The organism is Methylobacterium sp. Leaf465 (assembly GCF_001424705.1).
Taxonomy (GTDB): Bacteria; Pseudomonadota; Alphaproteobacteria; order Rhizobiales; family Beijerinckiaceae; genus Methylobacterium.
Genome location: NZ_LMRA01000023.1, coordinates 402,653 through 421,938 on the forward strand (window position 1 = coordinate 402,653; position 19,286 = coordinate 421,938).

Here is a 19,286-nt window from a genome sequence, read left to right on the forward strand (position 1 = left end):
GGCCATTCCCTCGTTCCCAGGACTTTCCGATGTCGACACCCACGCCGGAGCGTCGCGCCGACTCCGCCGCGCTGGACAGCGCCCTGTCGCGGGCCGGCATCCGCTTCACCGCCTGGGCCGAGAAGTGGTTTCCCGATGCCTTCATCTTCGTCGCCATCGCGGTGGTCATCGTTGCCCTCGGCGCGCTGGCCAACGGTGCCCCGACGCCCGCCATCGCCAAGAGCTTCGGCGACGGCTTCTGGAGCCTGATCCCCTTCACCATGCAGATGGCCTTCGTGACGATCGGTGGCTACGTGGTGGCGACGGCACCCCCGGTCCAGGCGCTGATCGATCGCCTCGCCGCAATCCCGAAAACCGGCCGCGGCGCCGTCGGGTTCGTGGCCGCGGCGACCATGCTGTCCTCGTTCCTGAGCTGGGGCCTGAGCCTGATCTTCGGTGGCCTTCTCGCCCGCGCGCTCGCCCGTCGCACGGAACTCCGCATGGATTACCGCGCCGCCGGGGCCGCCGCCTATCTCGGGCTCGGCGCCACCTGGGCCATGGGCCTCAGCTCCTCTGCGGCCCAACTCCAGGCGAACCCGGCGAGCCTGCCGAAGGCGCTCCTGCCGATCACCGGCGTGATTCCCTTCAGCGAAACCATCTTCCTCTGGCAGTCGATGCTGATCGCCGTGATCCTGTTCGTGATGTCGGTGATCATCGCCTATGCCTCCGCGCCGCGCCCGAGCACTGCGGTGACGGCCGAGGATCTCGGCGTGAGCGTCGCGCGCGAAGAAGCCGATCTCGGCCGGCCCGAGCAACCCGGTGAATGGCTGGAGCACTCCCCGATCCTCACGATCCTCCTCGTGGTGATCGCCGGCGCCTGGATCTACCAGGAGTTCGCGCGGCAATCCTGGATCACCGCGATCTCGAACCTGAACACCTACAACCTCCTGTTCATCACCCTCGGGCTGCTGCTGCATTGGCGCCCGAAGCGTTTCCTCGTGGCGGTGGCCAAGGCCGTCCCGGCGACTGCCGGCATCCTCATCCAGTTCCCGCTCTACGCCGCCATCAGCGCGATGCTGACCGGGCCGAAGAACGCCGCCGGGATCTCGGTCTCCGAGGTGATCACCCACGCCTTCGTCAGCCTGAACACCACGGGCAGCTTCCCGATCTCGATGGGGGTCTATTCGGCGGTGCTCGGCTTCTTCGTGCCGTCGGGCGGCGGCAAATGGCTGCTCGAGGCGCCCTACGTGATGCAGGCGGCCAACGAGCTGCAGGTCCATCTCGGCTGGGCGGTGATGGTCTACAATGCGGCCGAGGCGCTGCCGAACTTGATCAACCCGTTCTGGATGCTGCCACTCCTCGGCATCCTCGGCCTGAAGGCGCGCGACATCGTCGGGTTCAGTTTCCTACAGCTCCTCATCCACCTGCCGGTGGTGCTGTTCCTGCTCTGGGCCCTGGCCTTCACGTTGACCTACCACCCACCGGTGATGCCGTAGGTTGCGGCCGGAATCCGGACCGGAGGAGTAAACCCATGCGTGTCGCCGTCCTGCCGGTCCTGTCGATCCTTCTCTTCGGGAGCCTGTCCGCCTTGGCCCAAGACCGCCTGCCGCCGATTCCGGCCGACGCCCTCAGCCCGGAGCAGAAAGCGGCCTCCGAGGCTTTTCTCGCGGCGCGCAAGACCCCGGTCTTCGGTCCGTTCGTGCCGCTCCTGCGCAGTCCCGAGCTGATGACCAACGCGAGCAATATGGGGCTGCACCTGCGCTACCGCAGCGTACTGCCCCTGCGGCTGAGCGAGTTCATCATCCTGATCACCGCCCGGGAATGGACGCAGCAGCTGGAGTGGCACATCCATGCGCCGATCGCCCTGAAGGCCGGCCTCGATCCGGCGATCGTCGCCGCGATCCGGGAAGGCCGGCGGCCGGACGCGATGGGGCCGGAGGAGACGCTGGTCTACGCGTTCTCGACGGAGCTGCATCACAACAAGGCGGTGAGCGACACCACCTACGCCCGGGCGGTCCAAACCTTCGGCGAGCAGGGCGCCATCGAGATGGCGGGCATCAACGGCTATTACACGCTGCTCGCCATGAGCATGAATATGGCCCAGACCGCGTTGCCGGACGACGCCGCGCCGCAACTGCCGCCGCTGATCCGTTAAGCGACGGGCTTCAGCAGCTCTGCGGGGCCGTCGAGGGCGTACGAGGGCGCACGGCTTCAGGGCCGAGGACGCGGCGTCGCCCGCGCGGTGACGCGATGCTCATCCGACGCCCAGCCGCCGGCTCATACCTCAGGACCGACGTGCCGGAACGAAGGCTGCCGCGGCCACGAGTAGCCAGCCGGCCATCAGGACAAAGCCACCGGTCGGGGCCGCCATGGGAAAGAGCGGTGTGCCATGGAGCGCCCGAAGCGCAAGGTCGCCCGAGAACAGTGCGAGGCCGACCACCAGGGCGGCTGCTGCGAGGCGGGTGACCAGCCGGTGCGTCGTGCCAGTGGCGGCCAACGCCACGAGCCCGAGGATCGCTGGGGCGTGGAACAGCAGGAACTGGGCGGCAGTCCTCAGGCTGTCAGCCCCGCTGAGATGGGCCGCCGCGGCGCTTGCGGCGACGCCGAGGAGACCCGCGAGGGCGCCAAGCGCCAGGAGAACGCGATCGAGGCCGTTCACGCGCCGCGCTCCTGCAGCAGGCGGGCGACGCTGGCCCGAAGTTCGGGTACGCCCCGGTCGTCGCGGCTCGAGGTAAGCAGGATCTCCGGGTAGGCGGCCGGCCGCCGGGCGATGGCGGCCTGCACCCCGGCGATGCGGGCGTCCATCTCGGACTTCTTCAGGGCATCGCCCTTGGTCAGCACGATCTGGTAGCTCACGGCGGCCTTGTCGAGGCCGTCGAGGACGTCGGTGTCGATGCTCTTCAGGCCGTGACGCGAGTCGATCAGCATGAACACCCGGGCCAGGTTCGAGCGGCCCTTCAGGTAGTCGTGGATCAGGTCGGTCCAGGCCTCGACCTTGGTCTTCTCCACCGCCGCGTAGCCGTAGCCCGGCATGTCGACCAGGGTCAGGCGGCCGCCGATATCAAAGAAGTTCAGCTGCTGCGTGCGCCCCGGGGTGTGCGAGGTCCGCGCCAGGGTGTTGCGCCCGGTAAGTGCGTTGACGAGGCTCGATTTGCCCACGTTGGAACGGCCCGCGAAGGCGATCTCCACGCCCTTCATCGGCGGAAGGGCGGGCACGTTGGGGGCCGAGGCGATGAAGTCGGCCGCGCCCGCGAACAGCAGGCGGCCGGCCTCCAGCAGGGCGGCATCGTCTTCGGCTTGGGACATCGAGCGGCTCCGGGCGGAGGAGAGGGCGTGCCCATCACTCTCGCGAGCCGACACGCCGGAAACAGGAAGTCCTCCCCGTCGTGAAACGGAGAGGACCGGGTTGGGACAAGCGTCGCGAGCCTTGTGGACGGAGCGATCAGCTCTTGGCGACGGCGTTCTTGTCGGCAGTCTTGCGTCGGAACATCCCCCGCAGGTTGTCCCAAAGCTCCACCTTCACCCCGTTGCGGCGCATGATGACGTATTGCTGGATCACCGACAGGGTGTTGTTCCAGGCCCAGTAGATCACCAGGCCGGCCGGGAACGAGCCGAGCATGAAGGTGAACACGATCGGCATGAAGGTGAAGATCTGCGCCTGGACCGGGTCCGGCGGCGCGGGGTTCATCTTCATCTGGATGAACATCGTGATGCCCATGATGATGGGCCAGATGCCGAGGTGGATGAAGTCGGGCGCCGCGAAGGGCAGCAGGCCGAACAGGTTGAGGATGTTCGTCGGATCCGGCGCGGCCAGATCCTGAATCCAGCCGAAGAACGGCGCATGCCGCATCTCGATGGTGATGAACAGGACCTTGTACAGCGCGAAGAAGACCGGAATCTGGATCAGCACCGGCCAGCAGCCGGCGACCGGATTGATCTTCTCCTTTTTGTACAGCTCCATCATCGCCTGCTGCTGCTTCATCTTGTCGTCAGCATAGCGCTCGCGGATCGACGTCATCTCCGGCTGCACGGCCTTCATCTTGGCCATGGACTGGTAGGACTTGTTGGCGATCGGCAGGAAGAGCAGTTTCAGGCAGAAAGTCACCACGAGGATCGACACGCCAAAGTTGCCGAACAGGTGGAAGAAGAAGTCCAGCGCCCGAAACATCGGCTTGGTGATGAAGTGGAACCAACCCCAGTCGATCAGCAGGTCGAACTGCTTGATGTTCTGGTTCGCCTGGTAGGCGTTGACGGTGTTCACTTCCTTGGCGCCGGCGAAGAGCTGCTGGGTCGCGGCGGCCGAGGCACCGGGCTGGATCACCTGCACGTTGCCGAGCACGTTGGCCTGATAGACCTTGGTGGCGCCGTCGGTCCGCTCGGTGAAGCTGCCCGTGTAGGGGGTCGCCTGATCCGGGATGGCGGCGGCGGCCCAGTACTTGTCGGTGATCCCGACGAAGCCGCCGGTCACGCCCGGCCAGGTCTTGCCCTTGGTGCTGGCATTGCCGAGCGCCGGCTCCTTGGCGAGGTGGTCATAGGTGTATTCCTGCAGCCCGTCGGCGCCGAGGACGCCGATCAGGCCCTCGTGCAACACGTAGTAACCCTGGGTGTGTGGCTTACCCCAGCGCGAGACGAGGCTGTAGGGATAGAGGGAAACCGCGTTGCCGCCCTTGTTCTCGACCTCGTCGCGAACGGTGAACAGGAACTTGTCGTCCACCGCAATGGTCCGCTTGAACAGCAGGCCCGCGCCGTTGTCGTAGCTCAGCGTCACGGGCTTGCCCGGCGCCAGGGAGGTGGCATCGGCGGTCCAGACGGTGTCGCCGTTGGGCAGGGGACCAGCGTTCTGGCCGACCCAGCCGAACTCGGCGTAGTAGGGGTTCTCGGTGCCGGTGGGCGAGAGCAGGACGATGTTCGGGCTCTTGTCGTCGACGGTCTCGTGGTAATTCTTGAGAGAGACGTCATCGATGCGGCCGCCCTTCAGGGCGATGGAGCCGGCGAGCGCCGGGGTGTCGATGGTGACGCGCGGGGAGCGCGCGATCGCCGTCTCGCGGGGCACCACACCGCCGCCGGCACCCGAGGCGCCCGGCAGGGTTCCGGGGACGGGATTGGCCGGACCGCCTTCCTTCGGGCTGGCGCTGGGCACTCCGTCGGGACCGGCTGGCTGGGTGGCCGCCTTGTTCTGAAGGGCGGCCTGACGCTGCTGCTCCACGCGGGGAGCGGCGATGAAATAGTTCCAGCCGAGCAGGACCGCCAGCGACAAGGCGATCGCGACGATCATGTTCGTCTTGTCATTACCCATCGGTCGGTCCGTCGCATGCTTTGGGAGGAGGGGAGGGCGCGTTCGCGCGCGCCGGACCGGGACCGGCCGGCACGGCGGAGCCCGTCGCGCCCGAGGCCAATAGCGGAGCCGCCGCCGATGCGCCAGACGCGGGCGCGCCTTTGCCGCGTCCGCGCCGAGCGGGCCGCGGATCGGACGTCGCAGATTTCTGATCCTGCGGCTTCGTCACCACGGCGACGGCACGGCGCAGGTCGTCGATGAGAGTCTCGAAAGGAGCGTGCAGGGCTGGGCGCCGGGCCACCAGCACCACGTCGGCCGGACGCACCGGCAGATCGCCGGCCGCCTGGGCCACGGCCGCGCGCAACCGTCGCCGGATGCGATTGCGCTCCGTGGCGTGGCCGACCCGCTTGGTGATGGTAAATCCGATTCGGAGTCCGCCACCCACCGGATCGCCGGGGACGCCGTCCGTGGACGCTTCAACGGCGCGGACGAGGCCCTGCGCCGACAAGCGTTCGTTGTGGAAGCGACGTCCGCCGGCCGCGGCCAGGAACTCGGAGCGTCGCGTCATCCGCCCAATCGCGGATGGGGCCGATGACATGCCCGGTCCGATCTCGCAGCGGGTCCTGTGGCCCCTGGCCAGGCTCATGATGAGGCGCGCCGCCCGTGACGGCGCCGCGGATCTCTCAGGCGGAGAGCTTCTTGCGGCCGTGCGCGCGACGGGCCGCGATGACCTTGCGGCCGCCGGCAGTGGCCATGCGGGCGCGGAAGCCGTGACGACGCTTACGCACGAGCTTGCTGGGCTGATAGGTTCTCTTCATGGCGCGATCTCCGAATGGCCGAGGATCGATCCGGGCCGCACCGAAGGCCGCACCGGATATTCACTCGCCCTGAAATGTGTCTGCAAGCGCGAACAGCGCCCCTCAAGGGCGCCGCGTCGCGATGGCGCGGCTTATGGGGCAAGGTCCCGCGCGAGTCAATTCCGGAGCGTGCCGAAACGGCGAAATCCGGGGTTCGCGATCGGGCGGCCCGACGCCATCCCGTGAACCGTCCGTTAACCGATCCGCGCCATCCTGTGATCCTGTTCGGTTCCTCCGGACATCGCGCGGATCTTCCGATTCGCTCGCTTGGACTGCTCCCGAAACTCGCTAGTCAGGCCGCCCGCGACGGGCGGCCTTTTTTTCGTCCCGGGTCCTTCCCGCCTGGGGTCCTTCCCACGTCCGGATGTTCTGCCCGGTGTCTTCGCAGCGGCAGCGGCAGCGGGAAGCCCGGCACCGATCGCCTCCGTTAACGTTAACATCGGGTAAAGGCCGCGGGCCGGGACGTTCGGCGCTAGAGTTGCGCAGACAGGTGCAAACGCGCCGCCTTCGTCCCATCTCGGGACGCAATCGGTCCGGCCGCGGCACAGGAGGCACCATGAGCGGGTTCGACGTCATGTTCCGGGACGAGCGCGACTGGGTGAATTTCGGTGACACCTACGTCACCTCGGAGGCATTCAAGGTGCTCTTCCGCGAGGGCATGACCCTGGTCGAGGAAGCGGCGGCCTATCTCGACGGGACCGGCCGAGAGGAATCTCGGTTGATGTCCCGCGACGGGACGCTGAGCTATGCCAGCGAGAGCATGCGCCTCACCACGCGGTTGATGCAGATCGCCTCCTGGCTCCTGGTGCAGCGCGCCGTATCCGAGGGCGAGCTGACGCCGGTCGAGGCGATGCAGGAGAAGACCCGGGTGCGCTTGACCACACCCGAGACCTTCCGCAGCGAGGTGTTCGGCGTTCTGCCTCCGACCCTGCAGGACCTCATCGTGCGGTCGCGCCGCCTGCACAGCCGGATCCTGCACCTCGATGGCCTGATCGCCGACGAGCGTCCCAGCCCGCTGCCCCAGGAGAGCCCCGTCGTTGCCCAACTGAGCCTGCTGCGCTCGGCCTTCGGAGCCGCCTCCGCCTGACGCGGACGTCGCCCCGGATTCGGGCCGGGGAGGGGATTGGAAACGCAGAACGGGCGGCTCCGGGGGGAGCCGCCCGTTCTGCGTTGTCACGGGTCCGCCGCCGCGTCGGCGCGGCGGCGGACCAAGATGGCCTTACTTCTTGCCGAAGGAGAGGGCGCCGAAGCGCGAGTTGAAGCGCGAGACGCGGCCACCGCGATCGAGCATCTTCTGCTCGCCGCCGGTCCAGGCCGGATGGGTGTTCGGGTCGATGTCGAGGTTGAGGGTGTCGCCCTCCTTGCCGTAGGTCGACCGGGTCATGTACTCGGACCCGTCGGTCATCACGACCTTGATGAAGTGGTAGTCGGGATGCTCGGTACCCTTGGCCTTGTCGGCCGCGCTCTTTGCCATGACGAAATCCTTGAATAGCCAAGCCGACCGGCCCGTCTGGCGGCCCGCGGCCATAGATCACGCGCAATCGGATGAAGGCGCGCCTATACCTCACGCACCTTCGCCCGACAAGCGTGCGCCGCTCGAAGAGACCGCCGGACGGTCGCTTTTCCTGGAAGACCAACGATGACGAGGCACCATGGCTCGCGGCCGTGACAAGAAAATTACCGGGGAGGCCCGGCCGAAGGCACCGCTCGGTTCGCTCCGCCCGCTAATTCCGTTCGCGATGGTCTATCGCGGCCGGATGCTCGCGGCGTTCCTGGCCCTCCTGGCCGCTTCGGGCGCGACCCTCGTGGTCCCGATCGCCCTGCGCCGGGTCATCGACCACGGCTTCTCGCCCGAGGGCCAGGGGGTGATCGACACCTACTTCGCCGCTCTGATCGGCGTCGTGGCGGTGCTCGCCCTCTCCAGCGGGGCGCGCTACTACACGGTCGCGACGCTGGGCGAGCGCGTGGTGGCGGATCTGCGCACCGCCGTGTTCCGGCGCCTGACCCAGCTCGATCCCGCCTTCTTCGACCGCTCGCTCTCGGGCGAGATCATCTCGCGCCTCACCGCGGATGCCACGCAGGTGAAGGCCGTCTTCGGCGTCTCGATCTCGATCCTGCTGCGCAACGCCTTTCTCTTCACGGGCGCGGTGGTGATGATGGTCATCACGAGCCCGAAGCTGTCGGTCCTCGTCCTGGCGGCGATTCCCCTCATCGTCTTCCCGCTGATCCTCTCCGGGCGCGGCGTGCGGCGCCGGTCCCGGGCGGCGCAGGACCGCCTCGCCGACGCCTCGGCCTATGCCGCCGAGGCCGTGAACGCGATCCGCACCATGCAGGCCTTCGGCATGGGCCGGACCACCGCGAGCCGCTTCGCCGCGGCCGCCGAGAACGCCTATGCGGCCGCGCGGGATTCGATCCAGGCGCGGGCGCTCCTCACCGGCGTCGCCATCTTCCTCATCTCCGCCAGCGTCGTCGGCGTCATGTGGTACGGCGCGCAAGGGGTCCTGGCCGGGACCATGACGGCGGGTCAGCTCTCGCAGTTCGTTCTCTACGCGGTGTTCGGCGCGAGCGCCCTCGGGCAGCTCTCGGAAGTCTACGGCGAACTCGCCCAGGCGGCCGGCGCCGCCGAGCGCCTCGGCGAGATCCTGGCGGCCGAATCGACGATCCGCACACCGGCCGAGCCGCTGGCCCTGCCGGTGCCCGCCAAGGGCGCCGTGGCCTTCGAAGCCGTGCGCTTCCTGTACCCGGCCCGGCCCGACCATCCCGCGCTCGACGGCATCCGCTTCACGATCGCGCCGGGCGAGCGGGTGGCCCTCGTCGGTCCGTCGGGCGCCGGCAAGACCACGGTGCTGCAATTGCTGCTGCGCTTCTACGACCCGCAATCCGGCCTCATCCGGGTCGATGGCGTCGACATTGCCCAGGTCGACCCGGAGCAGCTGCGCGAGCGCCTCGCCCTGGTACCGCAGGACCCGACGGTGTTTTCCGGCTCGGTGCTCGAGAACATCCGGTACGGCCGGCCCGAGGCCACCGAGGCCCAGGTCCAGCGCGCGGCCGAACTCGCCCATGCGGACGGCTTCATCCAGGCCCTGCCGCAGGGCTACGCCACGACGGTGGGCGAGCGCGGCGTCACCCTTTCCGGCGGCCAGCGCCAGCGGGTGGCGATCGCCCGCGCCATCCTCAAGGACGCACCGATCCTCCTTCTCGACGAGGCGACCTCGGCCCTCGACGCCGAGAGCGAGCGCGCGGTGCAGACCGCCCTCGATACCCTGATGCGCGGTCGCACCACCCTGGTCATCGCGCACCGCCTGGCGACGATCCGCAAGGCGGACCGCATCCTGGTCCTCGACGGCGGCCGGATCGTCGAGAGCGGCACCCATGAGAGCCTGCTGGCGCAGGGCGCGCTGTACGCGCAGCTCGCGGCGCTGCAGTTCACCGATGCCCATGACGACGGCCTGCGTGCCCGGGAAGCCCGACCCCTCCTCGACGCGCTGCCGGCGGAGTAGGGCCGGACGAGCGACCGCGCCCGGTCGCGGGGGGATCAGCCCTCCGTGCCGGTTCCGTTGAGCGGGTTGGCCTCGTCCCAGGCGTAGCCGAGGGTCTCGAAGCGCATCGCGCGGGTGTCGACCATGAGGAGGCGGCCCACGAGGGGCTCGCCGAAATCCGTCACCGTGCGGATCACCTCCAGGGCCATCAGCGAGCCCATGATGCCGGCAAGCGCGCCGAGCACGCCGGCCTCGGCACAGGGGGCGACGCTGCCGGGCGGCGGCGGGTTCGGGAACAGGCAGCGATAGGTCGGGTTCGGGCGCCCGCGTGCATCGGTCTCGTAGGGTCGCAGCGTGGTCAGCGAACCGTCGAAGCGCCCGAGCGCCGCCGTCACCAGCGGGCGCCGCGCGTGGAAGCAGGCATCCGAGACCGCGTAGCGCGTGGCGAAGTTGTCGGACCCATCGGCCACCACGTCGTAGGCGCCGATGAGGTCCGGGGCGTTCTCCGGGGTCAGCCGCAGCGCGTGCGCCTCCACGGCGACGTGCGGGTTCAGACGCGACACCGCCTGGGCCGCACTCTCGACCTTGCGCCGGCCGATGTCGGGAGTCGCGTGGATGACCTGCCGCTGCAGGTTCGACAGGGAAACGGTGTCGTCGTCGACGATGCCGATGGCCCCGATCCCGGCGGCGGCGAGGTACTGGATCAGCGGGGCGCCGAGACCGCCGGCCCCGACGACGAGGACGCGGGCGGCCTTCAGCCGGGCCTGGCCCGGGCCGCCGACCTCCGGCAGGACGAGGTGGCGGGCATAGCGTTCGACTTCGTCGGGGGAGAGGGCCATGCCCCGCAGATAAGCCCCCCCGCCGCGCGGCGAAAGGCCGGCCGCGAATTGCACCCCCGCGCGCTCGCGCTTATGGCCCTCCGCACCCGGACATCACGCGAGAGTCCCGCCCGTGCCGAACGCGTCCCTCGATCGCTCCCCCCTCGCCCTCGCCCAGAGCCTGATCCGCTGTCCCTCGGTGACCCCGGAGGAGGGGGGGGCGCTCGCCTGGCTCGCCGGCATTCTCGAAGGGGCGGGGTTCAGCGTGGAGCGCCCGCGCTTCTCGGAACCCGGAACGCCCGACATCGACAATCTCTACGCCCGCATCGGCACGCGCGCGCCCTTCCTGCTGTTCGCCGGCCACACCGACGTGGTGCCCCCCGGCGACGTCGCCCGCTGGCGCCACGGCCCCTTCGCCGGGACCGTGGAGAACGGGGTGCTGTACGGGCGCGGGGCCGTCGACATGAAGGGCGGCATCGCCTGCATGCTGGCCGCCGCTCTCGACTACCTCGACGTGGCCGGGCCGGACGTTCCGGGCTCGATCGGCTTCCTCATCACCGGCGACGAGGAGGGGCCGGCGATCAACGGCACGGTGAAGCTCCTCGAATGGGCCCGGGCCCGGGGGGAGCGCTTCGACCACTGCCTCCTGGGCGAGCCGACCAACCCGGACGTTCTCGGCGACATGATCAAGATCGGCCGACGCGGCTCGCTCACCGGGCGGCTGACGGTGCACGGGCGCCAGGGCCACGTCGCCTATCCGGACCTCGCCGAGAATCCGATTCCCGGCCTGCTGCGCCTCGCCTCCGCGCTGCTGGCCGCGCCGCTCGACGCCGGAACCCAGCATTTCGGCGCCTCGAATCTCGAATTCACCACCCTCGACGTCGGCAACACGGCCGCCAACGTCATCCCGGGCGAGGCGCACGGCACCTTCAACGTCCGGTTCAACGACCGCTGGACCGCCGAGACCCTGGGTGCCGAGATCCGGAGCCGCCTCGACGCCGCCGCGGGCCGGAGCGTGCGCTACAGTCTCGACCTCCTGCCTTCGAACTCACCGGCCTTCCTCACCGAGCCCGACGCCTTCACCGAACTGGTCGCCGGCGCCATCGCCACCGAGACCGGCCGCCGCCCGGTGCTCTCGACCACGGGCGGCACTTCCGATGCGCGCTTCATCAAGGACGCCTGCCCGGTCCTCGAGTTCGGCCTCGTCGGCCAGACCATGCACCAGACCGACGAGTGCGTGCCGGTCGCCGACCTGAACCGGCTGACGGCGATCTACACCCGGGTGCTGGCGGCGTATTTCGCTGGGCAGCAGGCCGACCGCTCGACGTCACCCTCCAGCCCATAGCTCTCGCGCGAACCCGGGTGTGCGCGATCGCCGTAGTCGACGCCGACCAGGGTCAGCCCGCAGGCCGGCGCCAACGGTCCGCAACGGCTGCGGTCCCGGCTCGACAGGATGTCGCTCACGTCGTCGGCGCTGATGCGACCGCTGCCGGCCAGCATCAGGGTGCCGACCATCGAGCGGACCTGATGATGCAGGAACGCGCGGGCGGAGGTCGCCACCACGATCTCGTCGTGCAGGCCCATCGGCAGGACGGCGACATCGAGTTGATCGAGAGTTCGGATCGGGCTTTTCGCCTGGCACTCGGCGGCCCGGAAGGCGGTGAAGTCGTGCAGCCCGAGCAGGCGCGGGGCTGCGGCCTGCATCAGTCCGACATCGAGGGCCCAGGGCACCTGCCAGACATGGGCGCGGTTGAGCACGGGAGGGCTGCGCCGGTTGAGGATGCGGTAGCGGTAGTGCCGGCGGGTGGCGGAGTGGCGCGCGTTGAAGTCGGCGCCGACGATCTCGGCGCTGAGGATCGCCACCGGGTTCGGGCGTAGGTGCGCGTTGAGCGCGTCGCGTACCACGTCGGTGCGCCAGTCCCGCTCGAGGTCGAGATGGGCCACCTGGTGCGTGGCGTGGACGCCGGTATCGGTGCGGCCGGCGCAGGTCAGGCCCGCGACCTCGCCGGAGAAGCGCTTGACCGCCGACTCGATCGCCCCCTGGACGGAGGGCTGCGCGGTCTGGCGCTGCCAGCCGCAGAACGGGCTGCCGTCGTACTCGATCACGAGCTTGTAGCGCGGCATCAGGTGCGGTCCGGTTCCGTCATGCCAGCCGCGTGCCCGGCGTCCGGTGGGTGCCGCGCACGAACTCGGCTCCGCTGCTGACGCCCCCCTTTCCGGCGCGGCGCAGCGCGCACAGGTGCACGGCGCCCTCGCCGCAGGCAACCGTGCCGTCCGTGTCGAGGAGCGTGCCCGGAGCGCCGGAGCCCGGCACGGCCTCGGCCGAGAGCACCTTCACCCGCTCCGGGCCCTTGCCGAAATCCGCCTCGAAGAAGGCGCCGGGAAAGGGCGACAGGCCGTTGACGTGGTCGGCGACCGCGTGGGCCGGGCGGGTCCAGTCGATGCGGGCCTCCTCGTTGGTGATCTTGTGGGCGTAGACCACGCCGTCCTGGGCCTGGGGCGTGAAGGCGAGCGTGCCCTGCTCCAGATCCCGGAGCGCGCGGGCCATGAGGTCGGCGCCGAGCGGCATCAGCGCGTCGTGGAGTTGCCCCGCCGTCATGCCGGGGGTGATGGGAATCCGCGCCTCCAGCGCCACGGGGCCGGTATCGAGGCCGGCCTCCATCCGCATGATGCCGACGCCGCTCTCCGCATCGCCGGCCATCACGGCACGCTGGATCGGGGCGGCGCCGCGCCAGCGGGGCAGGAGCGAGCCGTGCAGGTTGAGGCAGCCGTGGCGTGGCAGGTCGAGGATCGCCTGGGGGAGAAGCAGGCCGTAGGCGACCACCACGGCGACATCGGCCCCGTGGCCGGCGAAGGTCGCGGCAGCCTCAGGTCCCTTCAGGCTCGCGGGCGTCGACACCGGCGCGCCGAGGCTCTCGGCCATCGCCTTCACTGGGGAGGGCTTGAGCGCCATGCCGCGTCCGGCCTTGGCCGGCGCACGGGTGTAGACCGCCGCGATGGCGTGGCCGTCGGCGGCGAGGCGCGCCAGGGTCGGCACGGCGAAATCCGGCGTGCCCATGAATACGACGCGCATGGCTCCTACTCCCGAAGCCGGCTCAGACGTCGCCGCGCTTGGCCGCCTTGGCGAATTTCTTCACCACCCGGTCACGCTTCAGCTTCGACAGGTGGTCGATGAACAGCACCCCGTCGAGGTGGTCGATCTCGTGCTGGATGCAGGTGGCCAGCAGGCCGTCGGCCTCGATCTCCTGTTCCGTGCCGTCGAGGTCGCGGAAGCGGACGCGCACGCGGTCGGGCCGCTCGACCTCCCCGTAGAATTCGGGGATCGACAGGCATCCCTCGTCGTAGATCCGCTTCTCCTCCGAGGCCCAGACGATCTCGGGATTGAGGAAGACCTGCGGCTGGCGGTCGTTCTCGTCCTTCGAGGTGTCGATGGTGACGATGCGCTTCGGTACGCCGATCTGGATCGCCGCGAGGCCCACGCCGGGAGCATCGTACATGGTCTCCAGCATGTCGGCGGCGAGCGTGCGGATCTCGTCGGTCACCGGGCCGACCGGCTCGGAGGCAAGGCGCAGGCGCGCGTCGGGCAGGATCACGAGGGGGCGGATGGTCATGGGGCGATCGGACTTGCAACGGGTGCGGGGCGGGCGGCGGCCCTGAGCCCCCGCAGATACGGGCGCGCCGGAGTCCGGTCAAATACCGGATCGGCGCGGTCCGGAGTCAGAACGGGGTTCGGCTGCGGATCGCGGCGGTGAGGGTGCCCTCGTCGAGGTAGTCGAGTTCGCCCCCGACCGGGACGCCATGGGCGAGGCGGGTCACCTTGAGCCCGTGCGCCTTCAGGGATTCCGTGACGTAATGGGCGGTCGTCTGCCCGTCGACGGTGGCGTTGAGGGCCAGGATGATCTCCCGCATGGCCGGGTCGGCGGCGCGGGCCACGAGGCTGTCGAGGTTGAGATGCTCGGGCCGTACGCCGTCGAGGGCCGAGAGCACGCCGCCGAGGACGTGGTAGCGGGCCGTCACCGCCCCCGAGCGCTCCAGGGCCCAGAGGTCCGAAACGTCCTCCACCACCACCAGAGTGGCCGGGTCGCGGCTCTCGTCGCAGCAGATCGTGCAGGGGTCGCGCGTATCGACGTTGCCACACGCTTGGCACACGACGATCCGCTCCGAGGCCACCCGCATCGCGTCCGCCAGCGGCGCGAGGAGCGTCTCGCGCTTCTTGATGAGCTGCAGGGCGGCGCGGCGGGCGGAGCGAGGCCCCAGACCCGGCATACGGGCCAGAAGCTGGATCAGGCGCTCGATCTCGGGACCGGCGACGGCTTGTGCCATGGACGCAAATTCTCGTGACGGTTGGGACACCCACGCGGCAGATTACGGAGCAGGCGGGCGGATGGGACGGTACGGCGGTGCCGAACGGGTGCGACCGGCTCTCCAGCCTCGTCCGAAATAGGGTTTCCGGCCCGAAATTTCGCCCCCCGGCGTCGCGAAAACGCGGCGAAAGAACCTGCCGCACCGGCCTGCTTCCAAGGAGACTTCGTCGTTCATCCGGTTCATGTAAGTCTTTTTGTTGGCTGACAAGCGGATTGACGGCAAATCGTCCGTCTCTATGCAGGAAGGGCGCGGCTTTCGAGCGGTGAACCTGCGCGCGGTGGACCTGACCAACCACGCGGACGCTCGAAAGCCGAACGACGTCGGAGAGCCGACGGCTCCCGGTGATGGGTGGCGACGCGATCAGGTGCCCGAGGAGAGATGAGCGTGACCAATATCGGCGAATTCAATGCAGCGCACGGTTCCGAAGCCATCGGGCTGCGCAACCTGAAGGCGGTCCACTGGAACCTCGAGGTTCCCCGCCTCTACGAGGAAGCCCTGGCCCGCGGCGAGGGACAGCTCGCCCGCGGCGGCGCCTTCGTGGCCACCACCGGGTCCCACACCGGCCGCTCGCCCAAGGACAAGTTCGTGGTGCGCGACGCCGCCACGGAGAACGAGATCTGGTGGGACAACAACGGCGCGATCACGCCCGAGCAGTTCGAGACCCTGTACGCCGATTTCCTCGCCCATGCGGAGGGCCGTGAGCTGTTCGCGCAGGACCTGCGCGGCGGGGCCGACCCGTCGCATGGCGTCAATGCGCGGGTGTACACGGAGCTCGCCTGGCACTCCCTCTTCATCCGCAACCTGCTGATCCGGCCGGATCGCGCGTCCCTTGCGGACTACGTCCCCGAGTTGACGATCATCGACCTGCCGAGCTTTCAGGCCGAGCCGCACCGGCACGGCTGCCGCTCGAAGACGGTGATCGCCATCGACTTCGCGCGCAAGCTCGTCCTCATCGGCGGCTCGGCCTATGCCGGCGAGATGAAGAAATCGGTCTTCACGTATCTCAATTATGTGCTCCCCGGCGCTGGCGTGATGCCGATGCACTGCTCGGCCAACGCGGCCCTCGACGAAGCCGGCGACTCGGCCCTGTTCTTCGGCCTGTCGGGCACCGGCAAGACCACCCTCTCGAACGATTCCTCCCGCCAGCTCCTGGGCGACGACGAGCACGGCTGGAGCCAGGACGGCATCTTCAACTTCGAAGGCGGCTGCTACGCCAAGACCATCCGTCTCTCGCGCAACGCCGAGCCGGAGATCTACGCCACCACCGAGCGCTTCGGCACGGTGATGGAGAACGTGGTGATCGACCCGGAGACCCGGGTCCCGGATTTCGACGACGCCTCGCTCACCGAGAACACCCGCTGCGCCTACCCGCTCGACTTCATCGCCAATGCGAGCGCGACGGGACGCGCCGCGCACCCCAAGAACATCGTCATGCTCACCTGCGATGCCTTCGGCGTGATGCCGCCGATCGCTCGGCTGACCGGCGCCGAGGCGATGTACCACTTCCTCTCCGGCTACACCGCCAAGGTCGCCGGCACGGAGCGCGGGCTGACCGCACCGGAGGCGACGTTCTCGACCTGCTTCGGCGCGCCGTTCATGCCCCGCCACCCCAGCGTCTACGGCAACCTGCTGCGGGACCTCATCGCCCATCACGAGGTCGATTGCTGGCTCGTGAACACCGGCTGGACCGGGGGCGGCGTCGGCACCGGGCGCCGCATGCCGATCCGGGTCACCCGCCGCCTGCTCACGGCCGCCCTGGACGGCTCCCTGGCGCATGTCGAGTTCCGGCGCGATCCCTATTTCGGCTTCCGGGTGCCCGTCGCGGTGCCGGGCGTCGAGACGGAGGTGCTGTCTCCGATCGAGACCTGGACCAACAAGGCGGCCTTCCACGAGACCGCGACGCGCCTCGTCACGATGTTCCAGGAGAACTTCAAGCGCTTCGCCGCCCACGTGGACGCGGAGGTCCGCGCCGCCGAGCCGGTGCTCTCCGCGGCCGCCTGAGCGCCGGCCATCCGGGGCGCGGCGCGTCCGCGTCCCGGCACGGGGTCCGATGGGGGCGCTACGGTTTCGGGGTCGCTCCGCGCGCGGGATCCTCGTCGCACAGGACATCGTCGCACAGGACCTCGGGGGCATTCTCCCGCGCTTCGCGAAAGAGGACGCCGACTTCGTTCCCGCTGGACCAGATCGTCTGCGCCCGGTAGGCGGTGTCGCCCGGGTCGAGGAAGAGGTCGAAGCTGTCCGGAACCTCGACCTCCGTGCAGAAGGCGACGCGGGCCCCGATGGGCGACAGGTTTCGCACGAGGCAGGGCGTCGTCTCGGCCGATGCCCCGTCGAGGGCAACACGACCGGACAAATGCGTCAGGGCCCGAACGGCGTTGCGATGCTCATCCATGCCTGCAACAGACACGGGCATCCGTTAAGACAGCCCGACTCCGATCGGTGAAAAGCGGGGCTATCGGCCGTAGACCGGTTGATGGCGGAGCAGATCGTGTCTCGAACCACGGATTCGGCGCGCCGAAGTGCCGGACGGGGCCCGCGCGGGATGGCTCAGGCCGCCTCGCGCACCATCGCCTGGCGCACCTTGAGGGCCAGCTGCTCCAGGGTATAGGGCTTGGCCAGCAACTGTACGTCGGCATCGACCAGCCCGTTATGCACGATGGCGTTGCGGGTATAGCCGGTCGTGAAGAGCACCGGCAGGTCGGGCCGGCGCTCGTGGACGGCCTGGGCGAGCTCGCGGCCGTTGACCTCCGGCATGACCACGTCGGTGAAGAGCAGCGCGATCTCGGGATGCGTGTCGAGCTTCTGCAGGGCGTCCTTGGCACCCTCCGCGTGGATCACGGTGTAACGCAGGTCGCGCAGGGCCGCGACGGCGAGGTCGCGCACCCCGTCCTCGTCCTCGACGACCAGGATCACCTCCCGGGCCGAGCCCTCCGGGAGCATCGTCGGCGTGACCCGCGCCATCTCGGCGGCGTCGCCGAGATGGCGCGGCAGGTAGAGCCGGACCGTCGTTCCCCGCCCGGGTTCGGAATAGATCGCCACGTGGCCGCCGGACTGGCGGACGAAGCCGTAGACCTGGCTGAGACCGAGCCCGGTGCCCTGTCCGACGGGTTTCGTCGTGAAGAACGGATCGAACGCCTTGGCGGCGACGTCGGGCGGCATGCCGCCGCCGCTGTCGGTGAGGGCGACAAGGACGTATGGGCCGGCCGGAACGCCGGGATTCCGGGCGGCATAGGTCTCGTCGAGATGGACGTTGTCGGTCTCGATGACGAGTCGGCCACCCTTCGGCATCGCGTCGCAGGCGTTCACCGCGAGGTTGAGAATCGCGTTCTCCAGCTGGTTGGCATCGGCCTTCGTGGTCCAGAGGTCGGGGGCCGCCACGGTCTCGATCCGGATGGATTCGCCCAGGCTGCGGCGCAGCAGGTCGGACATCGCGGCAATGAGGCGGTTGCAGGCGATGGCCTCCGGGGCCAGGGGCTGCTTGCGGGCGAAGGCGAGCAGCCGATGCGTGAGGGTCGCTGCCCGGTCTGCGGCCTTGAGGGCCTGCTCGGCGTAGCGCTCCACCGCCCGCTCTCCGCGTTCCAGGCGTCGCTTGAGGAGGCTGAGATTGCCGATGACGATCGCCAGCATGTTGTTGAAGTCGTGCGCGAGGCCGCCGGTGAGCTGCCCGAGGGCTTCCATCTTCTGGGATTGGCGCAGCCGATTCTCCAGCATGTCGCGGGTGGCGGCGGCCTCGATCAGGGACGCGTTCGCCTCCTGCAGGGCCGCGTGGGCGCGAAGGGTCCGCTGATGGCGCCGGCTCGCGTCGATCACCACGTACGCGCCGAGGAGGACGATGAGGACCACGGCCGCCGCGACGGCGAGCTGCACCTGGCGGGCAGCCTCGCCCGCCTGTTCCTGTCGACTGATCAGGCGGCGATAATTGTCGGCCTGCGCCTCACCGAAGAGCGAGCGGATCTCGTCCATGAGGTGCTTGCCCTCGCCGGAGCGCATGCGCGCCAGGGCCGCTTCCACCTGGCCGGTGCGGCGCAGGGCGACGGTCTCGCGCATCTCCCCGAGCTTGGCCTCGGCGGCGCGGCTGAGCCGGGCGATGATCGCCGACATGCCCGGATTGCGCGCAACGGCTTCCGCGATGGTGGACAGGCGGCCGGGCGTCCTCGCGCCGGCTTCCTCGTAGAGCTTGAGGTAGGTCTCGTCGCCCGAGAGGAGAAACCCGCGCTGTCCCGATTCCGCATCCTGGAGGCCGGAATACAGGGTGAAGATGGCGTCCCGGATGCGGACGCTGCGGCGCAGTTCGGCTCGGTTCGCATCCTGCTCCGCAACCAGATTGGCTGTCGCAGCAGCTGTCGCGATCAGAAGTAAAAATCCGATGATGAGAGGCGCAATGTCCCTGAAGCGTCCAGGTACAGCCTTGGGCTGTATCGGCGTAGCCCGAGGAAGATGCGCATCAAAGTTCATGATCCAGCCGGCGGGAGAACGTTGGAGCCCCAACGTTCCACTCCGACCAGCCCATGGC

19 protein-coding genes are annotated in these 19,286 nt (G+C 69.3%); 6 read left to right on the forward strand and 13 right to left on the reverse strand.

Annotation, left to right across the window (positions count from 1 at the left end):
- The first annotated feature begins 29 nt into the window (after window positions 1-29).
- Complete coding sequence (locus ASG51_RS14125) at window positions 30-1,475, forward strand: TIGR00366 family protein (RefSeq protein ID WP_056381427.1); 1,446 nt, start codon at window positions 30-32, stop codon at window positions 1,473-1,475.
- 35 nt (window positions 1,476-1,510) lie between these two features.
- Window positions 1,511-2,134, forward strand: coding sequence for a hypothetical protein (locus ASG51_RS14130; RefSeq protein WP_056381428.1), 624 nt, complete (start codon window positions 1,511-1,513; stop codon window positions 2,132-2,134).
- Between the two features lie 129 nt (window positions 2,135-2,263).
- On the opposite strand, the gene ASG51_RS14135 is transcribed toward ASG51_RS14130, so the two are convergent.
- The 5 genes from ASG51_RS14135 to rpmH all read right to left on the reverse strand — a co-directional run bounded on the left by ASG51_RS14135 (window position 2,264) and on the right by rpmH (window position 6,072).
- Window positions 2,264-2,638 carry a DUF423 domain-containing protein gene (locus ASG51_RS14135; protein WP_056381430.1) on the reverse strand — a complete coding sequence of 125 codons (375 nt, stop codon included), beginning with the start codon at window positions 2,636-2,638 and terminating at the stop codon, window positions 2,264-2,266.
- Window positions 2,635-3,285: a ribosome biogenesis GTP-binding protein YihA/YsxC gene (gene yihA, locus ASG51_RS14140; protein ID WP_056215233.1), complete on the reverse strand. Its 651-nt coding sequence runs from the start codon at window positions 3,283-3,285 to the stop codon at window positions 2,635-2,637. Before yihA ends, ASG51_RS14135 begins: the two co-directional genes overlap by 4 nt.
- Window positions 3,286-3,421: 136 nt before the next feature.
- Window positions 3,422-5,275: a membrane protein insertase YidC gene (gene yidC / locus ASG51_RS14145; RefSeq protein ID WP_056215236.1), complete on the reverse strand. Its 1,854-nt coding sequence runs from the start codon at window positions 5,273-5,275 to the stop codon at window positions 3,422-3,424.
- Window positions 5,268-5,822, reverse strand: coding sequence for a ribonuclease P protein component (gene rnpA / locus ASG51_RS14150; RefSeq protein ID WP_244480151.1), 555 nt, complete (start codon window positions 5,820-5,822; stop codon window positions 5,268-5,270). Before rnpA ends, yidC begins: the two co-directional genes overlap by 8 nt.
- 115 nt (window positions 5,823-5,937) lie before the next feature.
- Entirely contained in the window at window positions 5,938-6,072 is a 135-nt protein-coding gene (gene rpmH, locus ASG51_RS14155; RefSeq protein ID WP_055947927.1) for a 50S ribosomal protein L34, read from the reverse strand.
- A 595-nt stretch (window positions 6,073-6,667) separates the two neighbouring features.
- Here rpmH and ASG51_RS14160 point away from each other — a divergent pair.
- A complete protein-coding gene (locus ASG51_RS14160; RefSeq protein WP_056381434.1) occupies window positions 6,668-7,198 on the forward strand; it encodes a DUF1465 family protein in 531 nt (176 codons plus the stop codon).
- A gap of 132 nt (window positions 7,199-7,330) precedes the next feature.
- Here ASG51_RS14160 and rpmE read toward each other — a convergent pair whose 3' ends face one another.
- Window positions 7,331-7,585 carry a 50S ribosomal protein L31 gene (rpmE, locus tag ASG51_RS14165; protein ID WP_055948879.1) on the reverse strand — a complete coding sequence of 85 codons (255 nt, stop codon included), beginning with the start codon at window positions 7,583-7,585 and terminating at the stop codon, window positions 7,331-7,333.
- Between the two features lie 178 nt (window positions 7,586-7,763).
- On the opposite strand from rpmE, the gene ASG51_RS14170 reads away from it, so the two are divergent.
- The gene (locus tag ASG51_RS14170; protein ID WP_056381436.1) at window positions 7,764-9,611 is read left to right on the forward strand and encodes an ABC transporter transmembrane domain-containing protein; all 1,848 of its coding nucleotides are present in this window, start codon (window positions 7,764-7,766) and stop codon (window positions 9,609-9,611) included.
- 35 nt (window positions 9,612-9,646) lie between these two features.
- On the opposite strand, the gene moeB is transcribed toward ASG51_RS14170, so the two are convergent.
- On the reverse strand, window positions 9,647-10,429 hold the full coding sequence (gene moeB / locus ASG51_RS14175) for a molybdopterin-synthase adenylyltransferase MoeB (RefSeq protein WP_056275725.1): 783 nt from the start codon (window positions 10,427-10,429) through the stop codon (window positions 9,647-9,649).
- A 112-nt stretch (window positions 10,430-10,541) separates the two neighbouring features.
- Between moeB and dapE the strand changes: the two genes are divergently transcribed.
- On the forward strand, window positions 10,542-11,753 hold the full coding sequence (gene dapE, locus ASG51_RS14180) for a succinyl-diaminopimelate desuccinylase (RefSeq protein WP_056381438.1): 1,212 nt from the start codon (window positions 10,542-10,544) through the stop codon (window positions 11,751-11,753).
- On the opposite strand, the gene truA is transcribed toward dapE, so the two are convergent.
- From truA to recR, 4 genes are all read right to left on the reverse strand, one after another.
- Entirely contained in the window at window positions 11,681-12,532 is an 852-nt protein-coding gene (gene truA / locus ASG51_RS14185) for a tRNA pseudouridine(38-40) synthase TruA (RefSeq protein ID WP_082514006.1), read from the reverse strand. The two genes, dapE and truA, sit on opposite strands and share 73 nt — an antisense overlap.
- A 19-nt stretch (window positions 12,533-12,551) precedes the next feature.
- Window positions 12,552-13,481, reverse strand: a complete 930-nt coding sequence (fmt, locus tag ASG51_RS14190) for a methionyl-tRNA formyltransferase (RefSeq protein WP_056381440.1) — start codon at window positions 13,479-13,481, stop codon at window positions 12,552-12,554.
- A 22-nt stretch (window positions 13,482-13,503) separates the two neighbouring features.
- Window positions 13,504-14,019 carry a peptide deformylase gene (locus ASG51_RS14195; RefSeq protein WP_056352718.1) on the reverse strand — a complete coding sequence of 172 codons (516 nt, stop codon included), beginning with the start codon at window positions 14,017-14,019 and terminating at the stop codon, window positions 13,504-13,506.
- A gap of 106 nt (window positions 14,020-14,125) precedes the next feature.
- Window positions 14,126-14,731 (reverse strand): recombination mediator RecR, encoded by a 606-nt coding sequence (recR, locus tag ASG51_RS14200; RefSeq protein WP_056215269.1) that lies wholly within the window; start codon window positions 14,729-14,731, stop codon window positions 14,126-14,128.
- Window positions 14,732-15,157: 426 nt separating this feature from the next.
- Between recR and ASG51_RS14205 the strand changes: the two genes are divergently transcribed.
- Window positions 15,158-16,774, forward strand: a complete 1,617-nt coding sequence (locus ASG51_RS14205) for a phosphoenolpyruvate carboxykinase (protein ID WP_056215433.1) — start codon at window positions 15,158-15,160, stop codon at window positions 16,772-16,774.
- 58 nt (window positions 16,775-16,832) lie between these two features.
- On the opposite strand, the gene ASG51_RS14210 is transcribed toward ASG51_RS14205, so the two are convergent.
- Together ASG51_RS14210 and ASG51_RS14215 are read right to left on the reverse strand one after the other, a co-directional pair.
- Window positions 16,833-17,165: a hypothetical protein gene (locus tag ASG51_RS14210; RefSeq protein WP_056215272.1), complete on the reverse strand. Its 333-nt coding sequence runs from the start codon at window positions 17,163-17,165 to the stop codon at window positions 16,833-16,835.
- 155 nt (window positions 17,166-17,320) lie between these two features.
- Window positions 17,321-19,228, reverse strand: coding sequence for a CHASE3 domain-containing protein (locus tag ASG51_RS14215; protein WP_082514007.1), 1,908 nt, complete (start codon window positions 19,226-19,228; stop codon window positions 17,321-17,323).
- Window positions 19,229-19,286 lie beyond the last annotated feature (58 nt).